This window comes from Seleniivibrio sp. (genome assembly GCF_021209385.1).
Taxonomy (GTDB): domain Bacteria; phylum Chrysiogenota; class Deferribacteres; order Deferribacterales; family Geovibrionaceae; genus Seleniivibrio.
On record NZ_JAJOIL010000007.1, the window covers coordinates 38,883 to 59,817 of the forward strand.

Here is a 20,935-nt window from a genome sequence, read left to right on the forward strand (position 1 = left end):
CCGAAATAAGCGATAACGATATTCGATATCAGATATTAATGCAGTAGTCAACTCAAAATTAAAAATACAATGAACACTTGACAAAAAAAGAGAATACGGTAAGTATTGCCTGAAATTGAATATCAATATCCGGTGATTTATTAAATGAAGTTTATTGTTTTGCTGACGGCGGTTATCCTTCTCGGGTGCTGTTCACTCTTTCTGGGATACACCGAAATTTCCGTTTCAGATATTTTCAATATGTCGGACAGACAGTCCCTTGTTATGGTCGCAAGCCGCATCCCGCGGATGGCTGCTGTCATAATAGCGGGCGCTTCCATGAGCATCTGCGGGGTCATCATGCAGCAGATGACCCACAACAGGTTCGTTTCGCCCACGACAGCGGGTACAATGGATGCGGCGGCACTGGGAATCATGCTTTCCATGCTGATTTTCCCCGACGGCGGCACATATCAGCGTCTTTCCATATCCCTCGGTGTGACGCTTGCGGCTTCTGCGGTTTTCATGACCATCGCCGAACGCATAAAATTTAAAAATCTGGTGTTCGTTCCGCTTCTGGGGATAATTTTCGGCAACATTCTGGACTCGGTGACCACCTTCATAGGTCTTCAGTTCAATGTGGTGCACAGCATGGCTTCGTGGCTCCACGGCGACTTTTCATCGGTGATGCAGGGACGCTATGAGATAATGTACATCAGCATACCCCTTCTGGCGGCTGCATATATCTACGCAGACAGGTTTACCCTTATGGGGATGGGAAAGAGCTTTGCGGTGAATCTGGGCATGAACTACAGCACGATGTTCCGTCTGGGGCTGGTGATAGTCTCATGCGTAACGGCGGTGATAGTGCTTACGGTGGGGATGATACCCTTCGTCGGACTTATCGTACCGAACATCGTCAGTATACTTTACGGCGACAACCTGCGGAAAACACTGCCGATAACGGCGCTTTCGGGGTCTCTGTTCCTGCTGGTGTGCGACATGCTCGGCAGAACCATAATGGCTCCTTATGAGATATCCGTCAGCGTAATGGTGGGTATAATCGGCGGCGTTACTTTTCTTTATCTGATACTGGGGAGGCGGGTTAATGCGGGATAGTGTAAAACTCGCCGTACTTTCTGCTATAGCTGTCTGCTGTATTCTTCTTTTCATGTTTTACGATGCTGGAAGCGACCTTTCATTCATACTGCCGGAACGAGGCGCAAAAATTGCGGCTATGGTGCTTACGGGGGTTGCAGTGGCGTATTCGTCGGTGATTTTTCAGACGATAACTTTCAACCGCATACTGACACCTTCTGTGATGGGGTTTGACTCTGTATATCTGTTCTTGCAGACTACGGCGCTTTTCCTTTTCGGCGGCGGCGGGCTTATGATGGTCAACGAGACTTTCAATTTCTCTGTTTCGGCTTTGTCTTTGATGCTGTTCATATTCTTTCTGTACAAACTGGTATTCGTGCGCAAGGGCAACGTCTTTTTCCTGATGCTTGTGGGTGTAGTGATGTGGACACTTTTCAGAAGCCTGACCGTGTTCATGCAGATGCTCATAGATCCCAACGAATATGCAGTTGTTCAGGACGCTATGTTCGCAAGCTTCAATAACGTCCGTGCGGATCTCATCGGTGTTTCGGCTGTGATTATTGCCGTGGTGGTTATATTCTGCGTGCCGATGCTCAGAAAGCTGGACGTTATGCTTCTCGGCAGGGAACACGCTATAAATCTTGGCATATCCTACGATCCGCTGGTGAAAAAGGTACTGATTATAATCACTCTTCTGGTGGCCGTACCCACAGCGCTGGTGGGGCAGATGACCTTTCTGGGCATAATAGTCAGCAACCTTGCATATGAAACCATGAAAACCTACAGACACGCATACGTCATAACGTGTGCCTCTCTGATATCCGTAATAGCTATAATAGGCGGGCAGTTCATTCTGGAGAGGGTTTTCTACTTTAATATAACCATTTCGGTGATAATAAATTTCGCCGGAGGAATCTACTTCATCTACCTTCTTACAAGGGAGAGCAAAAGATGCTGAAAACAGATAACATTTCAAAATATTACGACGAAAAGGCAGTTGTCGAGGGCGTGAGCGTTGAGATACCTAAAGGAAGAATAACGTCTTTTATCGGTTCAAACGGAGCAGGAAAAAGTACTCTGCTCTCTATAATAAGCCGGCTTATTAAACAGTCAGGCGGCAACGTTTATCTGGAAGGAACGCCCATAACAGATATTGCGGACAGCGAGCTTGCAAAGCGGGTTTCAATTCTGAAACAGTCCAGTCATGTCAATATACGCCTCACCGTGCGCGAGCTGGTTTCTTTCGGAAGATTTCCGTACAGCGGCGGGCGGCTTACGAAAGAGGACGAGGAAACGGTTTCTCGTGCCATCGGTTATATGGATCTTGAGAGTTCGGAGAACAAATACATAGATACCCTGAGCGGGGGACAGCGCCAGAGGGCGTTCATTGCCATGATAATTGCACAGGACACTGACTACGTCCTTTTGGACGAGCCTCTGAACAATCTGGACATGAAACATTCGGTGCAGATAATGAAGACCCTGCGCAGGCTCACCGACGAACTTGGTAAGACGGTTGTGCTTGTTATCCACGATATAAACTTCGCATCCTGCTATTCGGATTATATTGCGGCGCTCAAAGACGGAAAACTCGCCGGATTCGGCACTGTGGATGAGATGATTGAGGGTGGAATCCTGAGAGATGTCTTCGGAATGGAATTTGACGTTCGTGAGATGAACGGCAGCAGGATATGCCTTTATTACACATGATGAGGTGAAAAATGAAAAAACTGTTTATTACAGCTCTGCTTCTGCTTCTGCTGAGTGCGCAGGCACTTTTTGCGGCGGATTACACACTGATGATCAGAGGAAAGATCTCAACGCAGTTTCCGCAGAACCCTAAAAAAGTTGTTGTGATGGATTACAGCTCTCTGGACACTATGCAGGAGCTGGGGCTATCGTCCGTTGTGGCGGCTGTGCCGAAGGGAAATATGCCGGACTATCTGTCTGCTTTTAACGATAAAAAATACGCGGACGTCGGCGGTGTGATGGATTTTGATATCGAAAAGATATACAGGCTGGCACCCGACCTGATAATAATCAGCAACAGACAGGTGCGGATGCAGGAGAAGCTTTCAAAGATAGCCCCCACCGTTAACATCAACATCGACAGCACAAGATACGTCGATTCCTTTAAAGCAAACACCCTGCTTCTCGGCAGAATATGGAACAGAGAGGCGCAGGCGAAACAGCTTGTCGGTAAATTCGATGCAGAAGCGGACAGACTGCGCGCGGACATAGCGAAAGAGCAGGGCAGAGGACTTATCACCATGTTCAACGCAGGCAAGTTCAGCGCATACGGAAGCGGTTCCAGATTCGGCATAATACACGACGTCTTCGGTGTTAAGCAGGCAGACGGACATATCCAGATATCCACCCACGGAAAAAGCGTTAACAGCGAATACATAGCAAAACTGAACCCTGATTATCTGTTCATCATAAACAGAGATTCTGTTGTCGGCGGAAAAACGGCTTCAAAAAGCGACATCGAAAACAGACTGATACGCACCACGAATGCGTTTAAATCAAAAAGAATAGCATACCTCCCCGCAGACTACTGGTATCTCGCCAACGGCGGTGCAAAGTCCATGATGCTTATGCTGAAAGACATCCGCAGCGTTGTCGGAAAGGTTTCCGCATAACGTAAAGTTTCAGGAATAATCCATGTAAATTTAAGGAAAGTTCCATTCCCATGTTTAAAACAATTTGATATACTTCGCCGCAAGTTGATACTGATTATCAATACCGAATCGTTTTTGGAGGAAAGATGAAGCCTAGGAATTTATTCAGACGCGGAAGTTTTATACTCGCCGTGTCTATGGCGCTCGGTTCGCTTACGGCGGCACATGCCGAGGAAGCTGTTGAGATCAAGCCCGTCGTCGTTACGGCGACAGGATACGAACAGTATATCGCGGATGCTCCGGCAAGCATCAGCGTGATAACGAAAGAGGACATAGCAAAGGAACCCGCCGCGAGTGTCACAGACCTGCTTAAAAGGGTTGAGGGCGTGAGCATCACAGGTTCTTCGCCCAACGACACTGATATCGTTGTCAGAGGTATGCCGGGCGAGTATACCCTCATTCTGGTGGATGGTAAACGCCAGAACACCAGAGAAACCATGAACAGAGGCACAGGCGGTGTTCAGGCGAACATGATCCCGCCTCTGGAGGCTATTGAACGTATTGAGATTGTAAGAGGTCCCATGTCTGCCGTGTACGGTTCCGAAGCCATGGGCGGTGTTATAAACATAATCACCAAAAAGGTTCCCGATGAGTGGCACGGTTCGCTCACTCTGGGGACAATACAGCCCAAGGACGGAGATATCGGAACTACATTCAACAGACAGTTCTGGATAGGCGGTCCCATTGTAAAAGATAAGATCGGGTTCCAGCTTTACGGTCAGATGAACGACCGCAACGAGGATGATGTTTATTATCCCGGCTCTGCCACAAGCGGAAGCAACGGAAAAGAGGATGAGAACATTACTGCGAAATTCACTATCACGCCCAATAAAAATAACGAGATAAACGTTGAGGGCGGATACGATACGCTGACATACACCGGAACAGGCGGCAAATCGCTCGCCGATACCGCTTCCGACACCAAAACCGAACACACCAGAAAACACTGGTCTGTCAGTCACGACGGTAAATACGGCAATGCTTCAACAAGCATCGCTCTTTTTCAGGAGATAGCTGATCAGGAGAACTGGACGAACGGCGTTAAAAGCTCAACAAAACCGGAGCTGACAAACACCACGCTTGATGCCGGACTCTCCTATATGTTCACAAAACACTCTCTGCGTACGGGCGGTCAGGTAGCTAAAGCCGAGATCGAAGGCATCGGAAATCAGGATTCTATTTCGGGACACCCGGAGAATACTGACGATGTTTCCATTGATTCATATGCCCTTTATCTGGAAGACGAGTATTTTGTTACGGATAAATTTGCCATAACAGCCGGAGTTCGTATGGACGACGACGAGAGATATGGTTCAAACTGGACTCCCAGACTTTACACAGTTTATAAGCTGACAGACAGATGGACGCTCAGAGGCGGCGTTGCGATGGGCTTTAAAGCTCCCACGATCCGCCAGACCACAGAAGGATATTGCATGACCACAGGCGGCGGAGCTCAGGTTGCCGGAACTCTTTGCGGTAATCCCGACCTAGACCCTGAAAAAAGCATCACAGAAGAGGCAGGGATCAGATATGATGCCCCCGGCGGCATCAGCTTCGGATTCACTGTCTATAACAACGACATTAAGGACAAAGTATCCAGTTATGCAACAGATACTATGGATCCGCTGGTTCCCAGCAGATACCTCTACGAGTATGAAAACATAGACGACGTGAACCTTAAAGGCGTAGAAGTATCTTTCAGCATGCCTTTCACAAAAACGCTGGATTTCAAAGCGAACTATACCTACACCGACTCAGAACGCAGCGGCGGTGAACCCGCATACGACGGAAGCTCTCTGGACGGAAAACCTCTGGACAAAACGCCGGAACACATGTTCAACGCTCAGCTCGACTGGCAGGCGGCAAAACCCCTTCTGCTTTACACAAGAGCAAATGTTGTAAGCAAGCAATACTGGTCGGCGTTCAGAAACGGCGCCATGCGCTCAAGAGTACGCCCCGGAACGGAAACGTTTGATATCGGCGGTGTTTACGATGTGAACAAAGCGCTCTCGTTCAAACTTGCGGTGCTTAACATCTTTGATAAAAAGGTTTCAGTAGACAACCGTTCACGCACAGGCGGACTTGACGGCAACTGGATGGTTGACGAAGGTCTTACCGTTGCGGCGGATATGACTGTAAGATTCTGATGATATAATGAGACCGCCGTGTCAACAGCGACGCGGCGGTCTCATATTTTTGGAGTATAAATGAAATATGCTGTTCTTCTTTGTGTTCTTTTGACCGTTTACAGTGCGTGGGGGGAACCCGTGTTTGAGAAAGCAAAATATACCGACGGGCGTCAGTCACCGTTTTACACTTTTTATTACGATAAAGCTGTTTCTGCAGACGGCAGAAGAACATACAGAATAATAACCGGAGTGCCGAAAGCAAAGGCTCCCGAAAAGGGGTACAGAGCTGTTTATGCCGTTGACGGCAATGCCGTTATACACCACATAACGGACGCACAGCTTGAAAAGCTGGCGGAGAACGACCCGCCTGTGATAGTGGCGATTGGTTACGACGCGGACGTACTTTTCGATATGCCTTCCAGAACATACGATTTCACACCGTCAAAAGACGGCAAACCCTTTAAGGACGAGCTTGACCCTTCGCGCGTTGGCGGCGGAGCAAGCCAATTCATAGACTTTATAGAAAGAACGGTTTTCCCCCTGTCGGAGACAAAGACGCACATCGACAGGGACAGAAGGACGCTTTTCGGTCATTCATACGGAGGACTGTTCGTTCTTTCTGCCCTGTCGGAGCGTCCCCGACTTTTCAGCCGCTATGTCAGCGCCGACCCGTCGCTTTGGTGGCAGGAGGGTGCGTTCTTTAAAAAGATAATGCAGACAAAGGATGTATCAGGCATCAGCCTTCTTATGATGAAGGGAGCCTCCGCCGAAGGGTATTTGCCGGCGAAAGGCGACATCGAAAAGGTGAGGATGAGAAAGAAACTCTACGCAAATGCTCCGAAAGACGCCGCGCTTGATGTTGTCAGAAAGCTTTCCGCAGAGGGCATGAAGACACAGTACAGAGAATACGGATATCTCTCTCACGGTTCGCTGTTCCCCGTTTCGCTGGATGCGGCACTGTTCGCAGATAAGGAGTAGGTCATGGAAGTTTCATACAGCGATCTGGTAAACTATTTTTCAAAAGTTTCATATAAAGTTATGGGTGTTCATCACCACACCAAGGGTGCGGGCTGTTCGCACAGTCAGATGACAGCTCCTTTTCCTGTGATGGTGTTCCCGCTGTCGGGTAAAGCGAAATTCACCTTTAACGGCACGCCGTATATCATTTCACCCGGAACTGTCGTCCACGGCGGCGCGAATATGACACTTGATAAGGTTGTGCTGGGAAAGACCAGATGGGAATACATCATCGTCTTTTATGAAGCTGTTACACCTGAGCCTGAAAACATGCGCATGGCTGATCTGCATTTTGAGCTTTCAACAGGTAACAGCCCCAGACTGACTGAACTGCTCTGGCGGCTCTGGCGTGCTTATACCCATCCGGATTCTCTTTCGCTTTTCCGCACAGAGATGCTTTTTCGCTGTGTTCTGGAGGAACTGTTCGTTTCTGCCGGAGGCAGACAGAGCGGAGATGCTAAAGAACTTTTCGATCAGGTCTCGCTTTACATTCAGGAGCATTATACCGAACCGCTTTCCGTAAGGGAGCTTGCGGAGCAGTACGGTGTGAACGAGAACAGGCTTTTCTATATTTTCAACAAATTTGCCGGTATAGGTCCCGGGGACTATCTGACAACTTACAGACTGAACAGGGCGCGTGATCTGCTTATCACAAGCGATGCAAACGTCAGTGAAGTTGCGAAAAGCGCCGGATACCCCGATCCTCTGTATTTCAGCCGCATGTTCAGAAAACGCTTCGGCTCATCACCGAGCGTCGTTCGCGAAAGATACAGACAGGATCAGTCCTGTCAGCAGTTTTGCCGTACGACAGGCTGAATCAGCCGCCGGACGTGAGTTTTTCCATGCGGTCTATGGCGAGCAGATGGTCAAGTTCCGCGCTCAGGTTATCCGCCAGCGCTTTTTTTACGGCAGCCTGCGCCTTTGCGTATGCCGCTTCGCTTATCACACCAGCCGCGTATCTGTCGGCATTTATTCGTAACTGCTCTTTGTAAAGTTCAAGCGACTCGCGGGCAACGTCTTTCATCTGTGCAGTCTGCTGAATGGAGTTATATGTCTTTATGACGTCCGTTTCGGTCTGTTCACGCACACGCAGAAGGTTTTGTGAAGCCTGAGCCGCCTGTGAATCCATGGATATCCTGTTGCCCTTCTTTTTGCCCCAGTCCAGAATGTTCCAGTCCAGTTTCAAGCCGACCACGGTTATGTTGTCGTTCAGATATGATACTCCGTCGGTGTATATTTCTGCCGCGAACAGGGTAACATCCGGTATATATTCATAAACAGCCGCTTTCTGTCCGTGGCGGGCTTTTTCAAGTGTCTGTTTTGCAGACATGATGTCTGTGTTGGAAGCGGAAGCCTTTTCAATATATTGTTGACGCGTCAGTGTCTCCGCTCTGTCAGCCGGTATTTCAGCAGGGATAATAACTGTTCCCGCAGGCTGTCCGGTCAGAGTGTTCAGGTCTGCGTTGTAGTTTTCATAGCTGTTCTGTGCCGCCATCAGGTTCTGTCTGCTTTGCAGAAGCGCCGCTTTCGCCTCTATAACCGAAACTTCAAGCACACTGCCGGAGCTTACTCCGTCCAGCGCTTCCTTAAGGGCTAATTGTGCCCCTCTCTGCGCCGCGTGTGCCGCATCCTCCTGCGCATATGCTATCAGAAGTCCGTAATAAAGGCTTTTCACTGCGTATGCTATCTCATCCTGTGCTTTTTTCATATCGGCTTCGGATATCTTTCTGTCAGCTTTTGCCGCGCCGACGTTCTCTTTTATTTTAAGGAGCTGTGTCAGTGGCTGGGCTATTATGCCGTATGCCATTGCGGTTGCTCCGGAGGTCTTTACGTCATAGTCCGATGCGGGCAGTGAAAACCCTGCCACCGAACCAAGATCACCTGCGGGAATTACAGCCAGATTGTCCTGCAATGTGTCCGAATATGAACCTGATATCTTAACCTGCGGAAAATAGTCCGCCTTTGCGCCTGTAACTTTGCCATCAGCCTCGTCTATGCGAGCCTGTGCTATCTTTATGACGCGGCTGTTGTCCATTGCTGATTTAAGCGCCTGCTCCAGCGTCATGTTCACTGTTTCCGCATGCGCTGTGGAAACGATGAAGAACAATGCGAGAACTGCAACTGCCGGGCTTTTAACGCGTTTGCCCATGACGATGACATAAAGCACCGGAACAACCAGCAGTGTGAAGAACATGGAAAATATCAGCCCCACCGCCATAACGCTTGCGAGGGGACTCCAGAGTGTCGAGCCTGAAAGTATCATAGGTATAACGCCTACCGCCGCCGCCATGGTCGTAAGGAAGATGGGGCGCAGTCTGCGCTGTCCCGCTTCCATTGCGGCAAGCTCAATGGGGTGTCCTTCCGCTATCTTCTCTTTTATGTAATCCACCAGTATGATGGAGTTTCTGACAACTATACCGCTCAGGCTTATGACCCCCATGAAAGCGGTGAACCCGAACGGATTGCCAGTTATGAACAGACCAAACATCGCACCAAGAATGGAGAGCGGTATGGACGACATGACTATGAGGGGTTCGCTGAAATTGCGGAATTGAACCAGCAAGACGATGAATATCGCCAGAAGGCTTATGCCCAAAGCACTTATCATCTGCGGCATTGTCTCTTCCTGATTGGAATTTTCACCGCCGTATGTCACTGTGTAGCCTTCGGGCAGGTTCAGTTTTTCTATCTTCGGTCGTATCTCGTTCAGCATTGATGATGCGTAATGTCCCTTTTTGATGAAGGCGTTGACGGTTATCGTCCGCACGCCGTTGCGCCGCACGAGACGGCTTGTCTGCCATTGGGGTTTGATGTCGGCAAAAGCCTTGACCGCTATGCCTTTTCCCGTTACTGACGATGCGACGTATGAGTCCTCTATGTCGCCGAAGTTTTTGCGCTTATCTTCCGGCAGTCTGAATATGATGGGAATACTTCTGTCGCCTTCGTGGTATATGCTGATGGTCTGCCCGTCCAGCGCCGCATCCAATGTGCCTGACACTCCGTAGTTCGTAATTCCCAATCGATTAGCCAGCTCATTATTAACCTCAACGTCCACCATTCCGGAGTCGTTGAAATAGTTGGTGTGGATGTCTCTGCTGTAAGGCACCTCGCGCATGATAGCCATAACGTCGTTTGCCGCTTTTTTGAGGGTAGGGATGTCATAGCCTGATATCCGCACCTCTATGGGGGCTTCCATCTGCTGACCCTGCTGGAGTTCCTTCACAAGAACCAGTGCTTCGGGTGTCTCTTTGCCAAGCTTGGAGCTCAGTGAGCCGACCAGTTTTTTAGTCGCCTCAACAGATTCGGTGTTCACGATTATCTGCGCATAGGCAGTGTCGGGCTGCTGCGGGTTAACATTATAATAGAACCTCGGCGCGCTCTGACCTATAAAAGATGCGTAGTGCAGAACTCCTTTGGTGTCCTTTAAAGTGTTTTCTATGTGAGCAACTGTCGTGTCGGTGCTGTCGGTCTTTGTCCCCTGCGGCATCCAGATGTCTATGGTGAACTGATTGCGCTCCGCAGAGGGGAAGAATTCCTGCGGGATATGCATGTAAAGGTACAGACCGCAGACGAACGACAGGATACCGATGCCTACGGCAAAGGTTTTGTTTTTCATGAAAAACCGCATGTTATGCCCGTATGCCGTTTGCAGGAAGTCCAGCAGGCTGAATTTTTTCACTTTAGTTTCGCTATGCAGCCCTTTTTTGATAAAAAATCGGCAGATTATCGGCGTAAGCAGTGTCGCAACGATGAACGATGTGGAAAGGGCAATGGTAACTGTCAGCGGAAGCGCCCTGATGAACTCGCCCACGGAGCCTGTGAGTATCAGCATGGGGAGAAACGCGCAGATGATCGTCACGGTGGCTGTCAGGACGGGGATCAGCACCTCGCCCACGGCACGCCATCCGACCTCTTCGCCTGTTACCTTTCTGTCCAGCAGATCGACGTAGTTGTCTGCAATAACAATCGCATCGTCAACCACAATTCCAAGCACCAGAATCAGCGATGCTATGGACACCTGATGCAGCTCTATGCCGAAAAAGTTCATCACGGCAAGGGTAGCAAGGAGCGTGACGGGAATTGCCAGAGCCGCGATCACCGCCACCCTTATCGGGAGCAGAATAATTGTGACTATTATTACCGATGCTATCGCCAGCAGAAATTCATGGGTGAGCGATTCCATCCTGTCGGAAACCACCTGCGGCTGGTTAGCTATCATGTCGAGTTTTATGTCAGGCGGCAGTATATTGTTAATCCTTGTGAAAACGCCAGAAAGACTCTCGCCGAGCTGTACTATGTTGTTTCCTTTCTGCATCTCAACTGAAATTATGATACTCGGCTTTCCGTCGTAACGAACCTTGAAGTCGGAATCTTCATATGTTCTTGTCACATCGGCGATATCCCGCACATATAGCGGCTGTCCCGTCTGTGAAACGTTTATCAGTGTATTCCGTATGTCGTCCAGCGATGAGTATTCGCCTGTGGTCTTGACAGGTATGGACGTTGTATCCGTGTCCAGAGTTCCCGCACCGCCGGTGACATTTCGCGCCTGTATGGTCTGAATCATTCCTGCCGGGGTGACGGAGAACTGAGCCATCCTTTTCAGATCGCCCTTAATCTGTATCTGTTCCTCTTTTTCGCCGTAAAGCGCCAGTTTGCCCACTTCGCGCACGGTACGCATCTCGTCCTCTATCCTTTCGGCGTAGTCCTTAAGCTGTGTGTATGTGTAGTTATCACCATGCACCGCGAGAAGCATCGCCACTGTGTCGCCGAAGTCAGAAACCACCATGACACCGCGAACGCCTCTGGGAAGTTCTGTGTACGAAGTTTCGTTCATTTCGTGGCGCAGTTTTGCCCAGAAAAGGTCTGCATCCTTCACACTGTCTTCGAGTTCAACGTTTATTATCGCTATGCCGGGTCTGCTGGTGGAATAAGTCCTGCTTTTGTATACTTCCTGATATTTGAAGATATGCCTTTCAAGCACCTTTGTGACCTGTTTTTCCACCTCTTCTGTGGTTGCGCCCGGATAGGACGCCATTACAAGTCCTGTGCGGATAGTTATTGAAGGGTCTTCCGTCTTCGGCATGGTGAAGAAGGCATGAAGCCCGACGGCAAGCATAAGAAGCGCCATGAAAATGGCGACTGCGGGGTATTTCTGCGAAGCTTTTACAAGATTCATGAGAAAACCCCTATTTGACAGGGCTGACATCCAGCCCGTCAGAAAGTTTGTTCTGTCCGGCGGTGACTATCAATTCGTCGCCTTTCAGTCCCGATCTTATTATTGTTTGCTGTCCGTATACGGAGCCTGTTTCAACCTGTTTGGAGTATGCTTTCTTTTTATCGGGGAAATAGACGTATACGATGGTTGCGCCCTGCGGGTCTCGCAGAACTGATTCAACAGGCACCGTCAGCGCCTTTACCGGCTGTTTAGTATCTATTGATATCTCCGCAACCATTCCCAGACGGATCGCATGATCCGGGTTCGGCACGGTTATTCTTGTCATGTAGGTTCTGGTGGCGGGATCAGCAGAAACGTTTATCACCCTTACGGTTCCGGTGAATTTTCTGTCGGGCATGGCGGGGACGGAAACGTCAGCCGTCTGCCCTGTGGCGGCGAAGCGGATGTCTGTTTCAGCTATGCCCGCGTTGACCTCCACCGGGTCGAGGGGGGATATCTCGAATACGGGATAGCCTGCCTGTATGGTTTCGCCGGCTTCACAGAGGCGCTTTGTCACAAATCCGCTGACGGGCGCTTTTAACACAGTGTCGTTCAGAGCTTTTTCCGCGAGCTTAACATATGCCGCTGCCTGTTCGTATCCTGCCTTAGCCTGTGCCTTGTCTTCGGGCTGTGCGCCTGTCTGAGCCATTTCATACTGTTGCTTTGCTGATTCGTATGCCGCTTTGAATTTTTCAAAATCGTTAGGGGCGAGGCTCTTATTGTCATATAGCATTTTCATGCGTCTGTATTCGTCCGACGCTCTGTCATATGCTATTTTTGCCTGTTCGAGCTGTTCCGCACGGGCAGGGGATTTCGCCTTCATGTAGGCGGCGTTCGCCATGTCAGCCGACGCCTTGGCTTTGTCCAGATTGCTTCTGTAGTCTGTGTTGTCAAGCTCCGCAAGCACCTGACCCGCCTGAACGTAGTCACCCTCTCTGGGGATGGATTTGACGACCCGTCCGCTGACGAGGAACGAAACCTTTGACGGGTTGTCCTGCGCCGTGATAACGCCGGATGCTGTTATTTTATATGTATCGTCGATGCGCTTTACCTGTGAAACCTTAACGGGTATCGGTTCGCGTTTCGGCTGTTCCTCTTTGCCTTTGCAGCCGACAAGTGAAATAATGAAAATTGCAATTAAAAAATATCCGATATTCTTCATTTGCCGCTCCCTGTGAATCCTTTAATAAGTGTGTCTATAGCTAAGTTTATCAATTTATCCGGTTGTTCCCACGGGAAATTGCGATTTTGTATAAGGTTTGAAACTATGCCGTGCATGGAACTCCACATAACCTGAACGCCTGCTTCAGGTTCTCCGGATATCTGCGAAGCTATGTTAAGCACTGTTCCGTATGCCCTCATTCCGTTTGTTCCGCTTTCCAGAAAACGGAAAAAAGATTTTTCGCTGCGCGGGGTCATGAAGGCAATTGTGTAACTGTCCTGATTTTCCAGACCGAATTTTGCATAGGTTAGCATGCACCTTTTAAGATTCTCTTCCGGCGTATTGTTTTCGTCAACTGCGGCGGCGATCAATCCGGCAACCTGAGCGAATATTTCGTCGCATACACAGAAGATGATCTCGTCTTTACTTTTGAAATATGTGTATATCGCGGTGGGGGAGTAATCTATCTCCGCCGCTATGCGACGCATGGAAAGACTGGCTATACCGTCTTTCAGAATGGTTTTGCGGGCAACGGACAATATCTTTTCCCTTAGCGGCTTATTTACGTTCTGCTTTCTTTTTTTCGCATACATATCAGAACCTCACTTGGTTAACACTGTTAAGTTAACAGTGTTAAGTTAGCTCGTAAAGAAAAAACCGTCAATAGGGAAATAGGAAAAAAATCAGTTAACGGCGGGAAGTATTATCTCGAAATCAGCGCCCAGAGAGGTGTTAGTGACAGTTATTGTTCCGTTCATGTGGTTATGAATGATAAGCTTTGCCAGATAGAGTCCCAGACCTGTACCTTTTCCTTCTTCTTTTGTGGTGAAGTACGGATTGAATATATGTGGTTTGACCTCTTCTTTTATACCGCCTCCGGTGTCCTCGATGTTTATGGTCACATGGGTTCCGGTCTTGTTTATCCTGACATGGATATATCCTTCGGTCTGGTAGCCGGCATTTATCCGCTCCTCTATGGCGAATATGGAGTTATACACCAGATTGGTTATAACCTGTTTAAACTCTCCTCTGAACCCTTTCACAACTGTTTCGTTGTTATGTGAGCTTGGTATATCTGCAATGCTTGCGTTTTCGATGACTCTGGTGGGACTTGAATATGATACGAAAGGTTTAATGTTTTTCGCCAGCATCTGTATCTCCACCAGACGCAGAAGGCTGATTACCTCGTTGCTTACGTCGAATTCGCTCTCTTTGTCGTCAGGTTTAAAGAACGTTCTGAAATCGTCAATGGTTGACGACAGATAGTCCAGAGTGTTCATCTGTTTTTCTTCAAACTCGGCTATCTCTTCTTCAGTCAGTGTGTTTTCGCGGAAACTGTCGGCTATGTTCTGGGTGCGCAGACCGATTATATTAAGCGGCTGACGCCACTGGTGGGCGATGGCGTTTATCATCATGCCCATATCCGCAAGTTTCTTTTGCTCAAAGATTATTTCCTGCTGTTTGCGAACGAAGGCGACTTCTTCCTCAACTCTGTTTTTAAGTTTATTGTTAAGCTCTTTCAGTTCATTTTCCAGCTTTTTTATCTTGGTTATATCCTTAGAAACGTTAAGAAGAACCCTTTTGCCTTTATATTCGTGTATGCTGGCGGACATGATCCCGTGAACTATTGTTCCGTTTTTGCTTATAAAATCAGCTTCAAAATTGTGGCAATACCCGTATTTTTTGACGGTTTCGATAAGATACTGTCTTGCCTCAGGATTTTTCCAGATGTTGAGATCGAGTGAGGATTTGCCGATAACCTCTTCGGGAGTGTAGCCCATTATCGCAGTAAATCCGTTATTGATTTGTATGTAAATGCCGGTTTCTATGTCGTTAAGGTTAATAGCATCCTGACTGGTTTTGAAGGCATTTATGAACATCTCTTCGTTCTGGCGAGCCAGCTCTTTGGATTTTTGCAGTTCTTCTACCTTTTTTGAAAGTGCCGCTGTTTTTTCATCGACCGCTTTCAAAAGAGTTCTTTCAAGCTGCGTCTTCTCAGAGATGTCGAATATGTAGTTGACCGAGAACTCAACGTCGTTGATTTTGTGATAGCCGGAGATGATTTCAACTTCGATCTCTGCACCGTTTTTATTTCTGTGTCTGGTGGTGAACCTGTTCACCATTTTGGTGCGCAGGTACCTTATGAATTCCCCGACCTCTTCTGTGGAGTGTGCCGAATCAATGAAACTGACATGCTTGCCTTTAAGCTCATCTTCGGTATAGCCCAGATAGTTGGTTACGGCATCATTGATTTTGAGAATACAACCGCTGGCATCCACCCAGAAAACAGGAAGATATGGGTTAGATTGAAGAGCTTCAAAATACAGTTTACGGAACTCGTCGTTGTTCTCTATTCTGTTTTTCACAAATCACTCTGTATGGATGAATATATGAGTATTATATATCAAATTCACAAATATCACAACAAAGCGATTTTTATGTTATTACTCATCGTGTCTGTTCAAATTTTGATACTCTCTCAGTGGGATAGAAAGCGTGCAAAAGTTCTGAGGCGTAAGGTGTTATTCTGTTTTTCGGGTCTTCCGTGTATCTTTCAAACCAGAGACCTGCGACTTTATTTTTACCCTCATGCACTTTTTTGCTGTTTCTGTCCGCGTATCTTTCGCATAGTTCAGCAAGGCAGGGAAGCTTTTCATATTCAGCCTTAACAGCTTCTTTTCTGGTTTCAACCACTTCTGAGCAGTCTGCGGAAAGGATGCTTTTAATATTTTCAGGCTCAAAATAGACGAACATGCCTATGTTGTCGGGATTCTTTTCATCGCATGACGCAAGCCTGTCCGCCCACTGCCTTTCTGAAAGAAGTTCCTCCGGCATCATATAGCGCATTACGCCTGCCGGAATCTGCTTAACGTCGTTTTCATCTATCCTGATATCCTCCAGTTCACGGGCGTTGCCTCTGAAATGGAGCGGATAAACGCTTCTTCTCTGGGGTTTACCTATGGCGTCCAGATCGTCGCAGAGCTGTTCTATGCTGTTGATATTCTCTTTTGTTATGAAAATCCGCTGTTCAACGTTCAGTCCCAAAGCGAAAGCAGCCCTCTGTGCGCCGAGCAGATATTCCAGATCGCCTTTGCGTCTGTTCATTGCGTCGTGGAACTGTGCGGTTCCGCTCATTGAGAAGATTACCTTCTTAAGTCCAAGTTCCTTGCGCTGCGCCAGCCAGTCGAACATCTCCGCTTCGTTTCTCATTTTCATGCCGCCCATGAGCAGGCTGTCAGAGAGTTTTCCGCATTTTCTGGTCATTTCCAGATACCATTTGTACTGGTCTATAGTCAGGTCATAGTTGCTGGCAAGCTCAAAACCTATAGCCATTCCGTTCTGATTGCCCCATTTTACATATTTTTCAACTGTTTGTGTGTAGTCTTCCCATTGAAGACCTGGCTGTGACTGGTCGCCCTGAAGGCAATATCTGCACCTGTGGGCGCATTTTGTAACTCTTCCCCAGACAGTTATCCTTTTAATATTTGTCATGTTAATTTTCCCCCGTTGTCGTACATCTTGCCGCCGTTTCATTGCCGCGTCAAGTACCTGCGGATATTCAATAACGCCGCAATAATGTGACTGTCGGAATACAGCCGCAAAATGGCATTTGAACAATAACGCATATAATTGCAGTCCTTTTCCTGTTGAATATTCTACATAATACATATATCTTGTTGACTGAAAAGTTAAAGGACGGGCAATATGTTCTCAATGAAAACGGTATACGGACTTAAAGCATTACAATTTCTGGCATCAAAGGGTGCCGGCGAGCATGTTCTCATCTCCGAGATAGCCGAGCACGAAAAGATACCGAAAAAATTCCTTGAGACCATCCTGCTCACCCTGAAAAACGAAGGACTGCTCACCAGCAAAATAGGAAAAGGCGGCGGTTATCAGCTTGCTTTTCCTCCGTCGTCCGTTACTATGGAACGTATAGTTTCAGCTCTGGAAGGTCCTCTGGCACTTGTCCCCTGTGTTTATGAGGAGACAGGTTCCAAGTGCGAATACTGCGACGACAGCTCTATCTGCGGTGTCCGCCTTGTCATGTCCGAGCTTACGGACGAATTCATCGCCTCTCTGCGCGGCAAAACTCTGCAGGATATGCAGACCATGACCGACGAGGCGATCCAGAACTCAAACGGTCTGATAAACTACACTATTTGATTGATCTCATGAACGCTTTCAGATATTTCATGCTGTCTGCATCTTTAACTGCCACCCAATAGTTGCCCGTATCTTTCAGAAAATAATAATTGTCCATGCCCATTCCCTGAACCTGAGTAACGCCGATTCCATTGATATTCATCCTTTTCATATCGCTGAATACTTTGCTCTGGGGCATTCTAACGTCCATATCTTTATAAAGCTGCTGTGCTTTCAGATTGTTTTCCGAGAAAGACGCCCAGACATAGACGCTTCCGTCGGCACATTTGTATTCCGCGGAATACGCATCTTTCGCATCTATCTGTTTTCTGTGGAGATAGGCTATCTCCGTAAGCGCTGTTCTGCCTGATCTTTCTGCTATTATTGAACATCCTGCAACGGAAGGTATTTCAGGGTCTTTCTGTGCCGCCTGCGCAGCCCATGCGTATAACATCATCATAATTGCAATAAATGAAATTTTTATGGTCATTTTTCCTCCTAAACATTTGTTTTATGCAGATATGACACCGACTCAATGCAATAGTTCACTGCACCTTGACAGCACAGACGGCTATATATATTATCTATAAATGCTATCAAAATTCTGATATTTTATTGGTGATCAGATGATCTATTTCGACAACAACGCAACAACTCCTCTTGCAAAAGAGGTAAAGGAAGAAATGGCGTCCTGCTTCGACATATTCGGCAACCCTTCCAGCCTCCACATAGAGGGGCAAAGATCCCGACAGGTAATAGACAAGGCAAGAAAACGGGTGGCTGACTTCATAGGCGCCCGTCCCGAAGAAATAGTTTTTACAGGGAGCGGAACCGAGGCTGACAACATAGCCGTTTCAGGCTTTGCGTTCTCAGAACCGGAGGGTGCTTTCATCACAACAGCGATAGAACACTCCGCAATCCTTAAGCCTGTTTGCAGGCTTGAGGATGAAGGGCGCACCGTGATAAAGCTTCTGCCTGATGACAACGGAAGCATCAACCCTGAACACGCCATGGGAGCTATCCGAAGCGTAGACAAAGGACTTCTTACCATAATGACGGCGAACAACGAAACGGGAGTTATTCAGCCTATAAAGGAACTCGCTGCTGCGGCAAAGGCACAGGGGCTTCTGGTGCATACCGATGCTGTTCAGGCGGCGGGAAAGATTCCGCTGAACGTTGACGAACTTGGGGTTGATATGCTGAGCATCTCTGCCCATAAATTCCACGGCCCCAAGGGCATAGGCGCTCTTTATATCAGAGGCGGCGTAAAGCTTTCCCCAGTCCATCTCGGCGGAACGCAGGAACACGCAATGCGCCCCGGAACCGAGAACATAATCGCCATAGCCGGAATCGGAATGGCTTGCGAGCTTGCGGGACAGCACATGTGCGACAGCAGGCTAAGGGATATGTTCGAGGAGATGATACTCGCGTCAGTTCCCAATTCGTTCGTTAACGGCAAAGACGCACCCCGCGTGCCGAACACATCCAACATCGGTTTCAGAGGGCTTGAAAATCAGGCTATAGTGATAAATCTTGACCTTGAGGATATTGCCGCATCAACAGGCGCGGCTTGCAGTGCAGCGAAAAAGGAAGCGTCACACGTTCTGACGGCTATGTGTATGTCGTCTGCGGAAGCGCGCTCATCGGTTCGCTTCTCTTTCAGCAGGTATAACACGGAAGAGGAGATAGTGACCGCCGTTGAAAAGATACGCACAACAGTTGAAAGGATGAGGAAAAGACTTGCAAAATAAACGTGTCATAGCCGCCATGAGCGGCGGAGTGGATTCGTCTGCGGCGGCGGCAATGCTGGTTGAACAGGGCTACGATGTGATAGGCGTCACCATGAAGCTCCGCGAATGTTCAGAAACGGAGGAAAGCCCCTCCTGCTGCGGTGTGGACGGCATACTGAAAGCGTCCGCCGCGTGTGCGAAGCTCGGCATCAGACACTATGTCTACGATTGTATAAAGGATTTCGAGGAGATGATACTCAAGCCCGCATGGGAGGAGTATTCAAACGGCAGAACGCCAAGCCCCTGCCTTAACTGCAACGAAAAGGTGAAGTTCGGGCTTCTGATGAAATTTGCAGACGAACTGGGTGCGGATTACATAGCCACAGGGCATTATTCCAGAACAGTAACGGATGAGAACGGCGTGACATGCCTCATGCGCGGACAGGACAAGAACAAAGATCAGTCATATTTCCTTGCTGGGCTAACCCGTGAACAGCTCAAAAGGGTTCTGTTTCCGCTTGGCGAGATGGTGAAACCGCAGGTTCGTGAATATGCCAGAACGCACGATATCCCAAGCGCAGAAACCCCCGACAGTCAGGACGCCTGTCTTGTGGGCGCGTTCGGCAGTTTTTCCGAGATGCTCCGTCACAGGTTTTCCGGCGTTGCTCTGAAAGGGGATGTTGTTGACGAACAGGGCGTTAAGATAGCACCCCATGAGGGCATCCACAGATTCACCGTCGGTCAGCGGCGCGGACTGAATCTGAATACCCATAAGACCTACTGGGTTAAGAATATATCCGGCAATACGGTAACGGTCACTGACAACAGCGAGAACGTCTTCGGCAATTTCCTGATAGCTGATAATATGTCCACCGTATACGAATATGCAGAGGGCGAAACCGTGCGCTGTCAGGTACAGGTGCGATACAGACAGAAGCCTGTTAGCGGCACATACACCTGTCTCGGCGGCGGAAAGGGCAGTGTCGTGTTTGATGAACCTGTCTCAGCCATAGCACCCGGGCAGGCTGTCGTTCTTTTCGACGGTGAGAAGGTTCTTGGTCGCGGACGCATAATCTCTTCTTAACAAACAATAATCACATCTTTAAGGCACGGCTTTGACCGTGCCTTTTTTTTGCCTGAAAACAGTGTCGAAAATTATACACAGGTACATTTTCCTATGCAGAATAGTCGGCATGAGAACATACCGAATCACCCATTCACCATCTCTTTGTTTGTCTTCTAAAGCCTTTATATTTAAATCTTTTTATGCTTCCAGTGCCGTTCCGGAACAACTTGGCATGTTTAATGTTATTGTTCTGGAAGAATTTATTTTCAGGAGGCGATCTTATGAAAAAGATCATTATGACACTGTCCCTTATCATTTGCGTTGCGGCTCTCGCTATTGCTGCCCCCCTCAGCATCACTAAGAAAACAGGCAACTACACAGTTGTTTCCGTTTTCGACAAAAACCCTGCGACTATGGGCAAAAACAAAGTGAACATCACCATCAAAGACGGCGACAAGGCTGTTGACGGTGCAAAAGTTGCCGTTTACTACTCAATGCCCGCCATGGCAGGGATGCCCGCAATGGAATACAAAGTGATTGCAAACGGCAAAGGCGGTTCTTATTCCGCAGTGCTCGATCTGGGAATGTCAGGTCCCTGGAACGTTGATGTCAAATTTGTTCTGCCCGGTTCAAAAGCAGTTCAGCAGGCATCTTACTCCATCGACGCCAGATAATCATGCATAGAGGGGGGAGGTTTTCCTCCCCTTCT

At 48.3% G+C, this 20,935-nt stretch carries 17 protein-coding genes; 11 read left to right on the top strand and 6 right to left on the bottom strand.

The window, feature by feature from the left end:
* Nucleotides 1-144: 144 nt before the first annotated feature.
* From LRY47_RS01955 to LRY47_RS01985, 7 genes are all read left to right on the top strand, one after another.
* The gene (locus LRY47_RS01955) at nt 145-1,098 is read left to right on the top strand and encodes an iron chelate uptake ABC transporter family permease subunit (protein WP_295222025.1); all 954 of its coding nucleotides are present in this window, start codon (nt 145-147) and stop codon (nt 1,096-1,098) included.
* A complete protein-coding gene (locus tag LRY47_RS01960; protein WP_295222026.1) occupies nt 1,088-2,035 on the top strand; it encodes an iron chelate uptake ABC transporter family permease subunit in 948 nt (315 codons plus the stop codon). Before LRY47_RS01955 ends, LRY47_RS01960 begins: the two co-directional genes overlap by 11 nt.
* Nucleotides 2,029-2,787, top strand: coding sequence for an ATP-binding cassette domain-containing protein (locus tag LRY47_RS01965; protein WP_295222028.1), 759 nt, complete (start codon nt 2,029-2,031; stop codon nt 2,785-2,787). Before LRY47_RS01960 ends, LRY47_RS01965 begins: the two co-directional genes overlap by 7 nt.
* An 11-nt stretch (nt 2,788-2,798) precedes the next feature.
* On the top strand, nt 2,799-3,719 hold the full coding sequence (locus LRY47_RS01970; protein WP_295222030.1) for a siderophore ABC transporter substrate-binding protein: 921 nt from the start codon (nt 2,799-2,801) through the stop codon (nt 3,717-3,719).
* A 125-nt stretch (nt 3,720-3,844) separates the two neighbouring features.
* A complete protein-coding gene (locus tag LRY47_RS01975; RefSeq protein ID WP_295222032.1) occupies nt 3,845-5,905 on the top strand; it encodes a TonB-dependent receptor in 2,061 nt (686 codons plus the stop codon).
* Between the two features lie 120 nt (nt 5,906-6,025).
* Nucleotides 6,026-6,865 carry an alpha/beta hydrolase-fold protein gene (locus LRY47_RS01980; RefSeq protein WP_295222033.1) on the top strand — a complete coding sequence of 280 codons (840 nt, stop codon included), beginning with the start codon at nt 6,026-6,028 and terminating at the stop codon, nt 6,863-6,865.
* 3 nt (nt 6,866-6,868) lie between these two features.
* A complete protein-coding gene (locus LRY47_RS01985) occupies nt 6,869-7,720 on the top strand; it encodes an AraC family transcriptional regulator (RefSeq protein WP_295222036.1) in 852 nt (283 codons plus the stop codon).
* 1 nt (nt 7,721) lies between these two features.
* Here the strand turns inward: LRY47_RS01985 and LRY47_RS01990 are convergent, their stop codons facing one another.
* The 5 genes from LRY47_RS01990 to LRY47_RS02010 form a co-directional block, all read right to left on the bottom strand.
* The gene (locus LRY47_RS01990) at nt 7,722-12,083 is read right to left on the bottom strand and encodes an efflux RND transporter permease subunit (RefSeq protein ID WP_295222038.1); all 4,362 of its coding nucleotides are present in this window, start codon (nt 12,081-12,083) and stop codon (nt 7,722-7,724) included.
* A gap of 10 nt (nt 12,084-12,093) precedes the next feature.
* Nucleotides 12,094-13,284, bottom strand: a complete 1,191-nt coding sequence (locus LRY47_RS01995; RefSeq protein WP_295222041.1) for an efflux RND transporter periplasmic adaptor subunit — start codon at nt 13,282-13,284, stop codon at nt 12,094-12,096.
* Nucleotides 13,281-13,877 (bottom strand): TetR/AcrR family transcriptional regulator, encoded by a 597-nt coding sequence (locus LRY47_RS02000; RefSeq protein WP_295222044.1) that lies wholly within the window; start codon nt 13,875-13,877, stop codon nt 13,281-13,283. Before LRY47_RS02000 ends, LRY47_RS01995 begins: the two co-directional genes overlap by 4 nt.
* Nucleotides 13,878-13,967: 90 nt before the next feature.
* Nucleotides 13,968-15,650 carry a PAS domain S-box protein gene (locus LRY47_RS02005; RefSeq protein WP_295222046.1) on the bottom strand — a complete coding sequence of 561 codons (1,683 nt, stop codon included), beginning with the start codon at nt 15,648-15,650 and terminating at the stop codon, nt 13,968-13,970.
* A gap of 82 nt (nt 15,651-15,732) precedes the next feature.
* Nucleotides 15,733-16,776, bottom strand: coding sequence for a hypothetical protein (locus tag LRY47_RS02010; RefSeq protein WP_295222048.1), 1,044 nt, complete (start codon nt 16,774-16,776; stop codon nt 15,733-15,735).
* Between the two features lie 222 nt (nt 16,777-16,998).
* On the opposite strand from LRY47_RS02010, the gene LRY47_RS02015 reads away from it, so the two are divergent.
* The gene (locus LRY47_RS02015; RefSeq protein ID WP_295222050.1) at nt 16,999-17,451 is read left to right on the top strand and encodes an Rrf2 family transcriptional regulator; all 453 of its coding nucleotides are present in this window, start codon (nt 16,999-17,001) and stop codon (nt 17,449-17,451) included.
* On the opposite strand, the gene LRY47_RS02020 is transcribed toward LRY47_RS02015, so the two are convergent.
* Nucleotides 17,444-17,920 (bottom strand): hypothetical protein, encoded by a 477-nt coding sequence (locus LRY47_RS02020; RefSeq protein WP_295222051.1) that lies wholly within the window; start codon nt 17,918-17,920, stop codon nt 17,444-17,446. The genes LRY47_RS02015 and LRY47_RS02020 overlap by 8 nt on opposite strands.
* A gap of 136 nt (nt 17,921-18,056) precedes the next feature.
* Here LRY47_RS02020 and LRY47_RS02025 point away from each other — a divergent pair, with 136 nt between their 5' ends.
* The 3 genes from LRY47_RS02025 to LRY47_RS02035 all read left to right on the top strand — a co-directional run bounded on the left by LRY47_RS02025 (nt 18,057) and on the right by LRY47_RS02035 (nt 20,900).
* Nucleotides 18,057-19,181, top strand: coding sequence for a cysteine desulfurase family protein (locus LRY47_RS02025; protein WP_295222055.1), 1,125 nt, complete (start codon nt 18,057-18,059; stop codon nt 19,179-19,181).
* The gene (mnmA, locus tag LRY47_RS02030; protein WP_295222058.1) at nt 19,171-20,244 is read left to right on the top strand and encodes a tRNA 2-thiouridine(34) synthase MnmA; all 1,074 of its coding nucleotides are present in this window, start codon (nt 19,171-19,173) and stop codon (nt 20,242-20,244) included. Before LRY47_RS02025 ends, mnmA begins: the two co-directional genes overlap by 11 nt.
* A 263-nt stretch (nt 20,245-20,507) precedes the next feature.
* Complete coding sequence (locus tag LRY47_RS02035; RefSeq protein WP_295222059.1) at nt 20,508-20,900, top strand: FixH family protein; 393 nt, start codon at nt 20,508-20,510, stop codon at nt 20,898-20,900.
* The last annotated feature ends 35 nt before the right edge of the window (nt 20,901-20,935 follow it).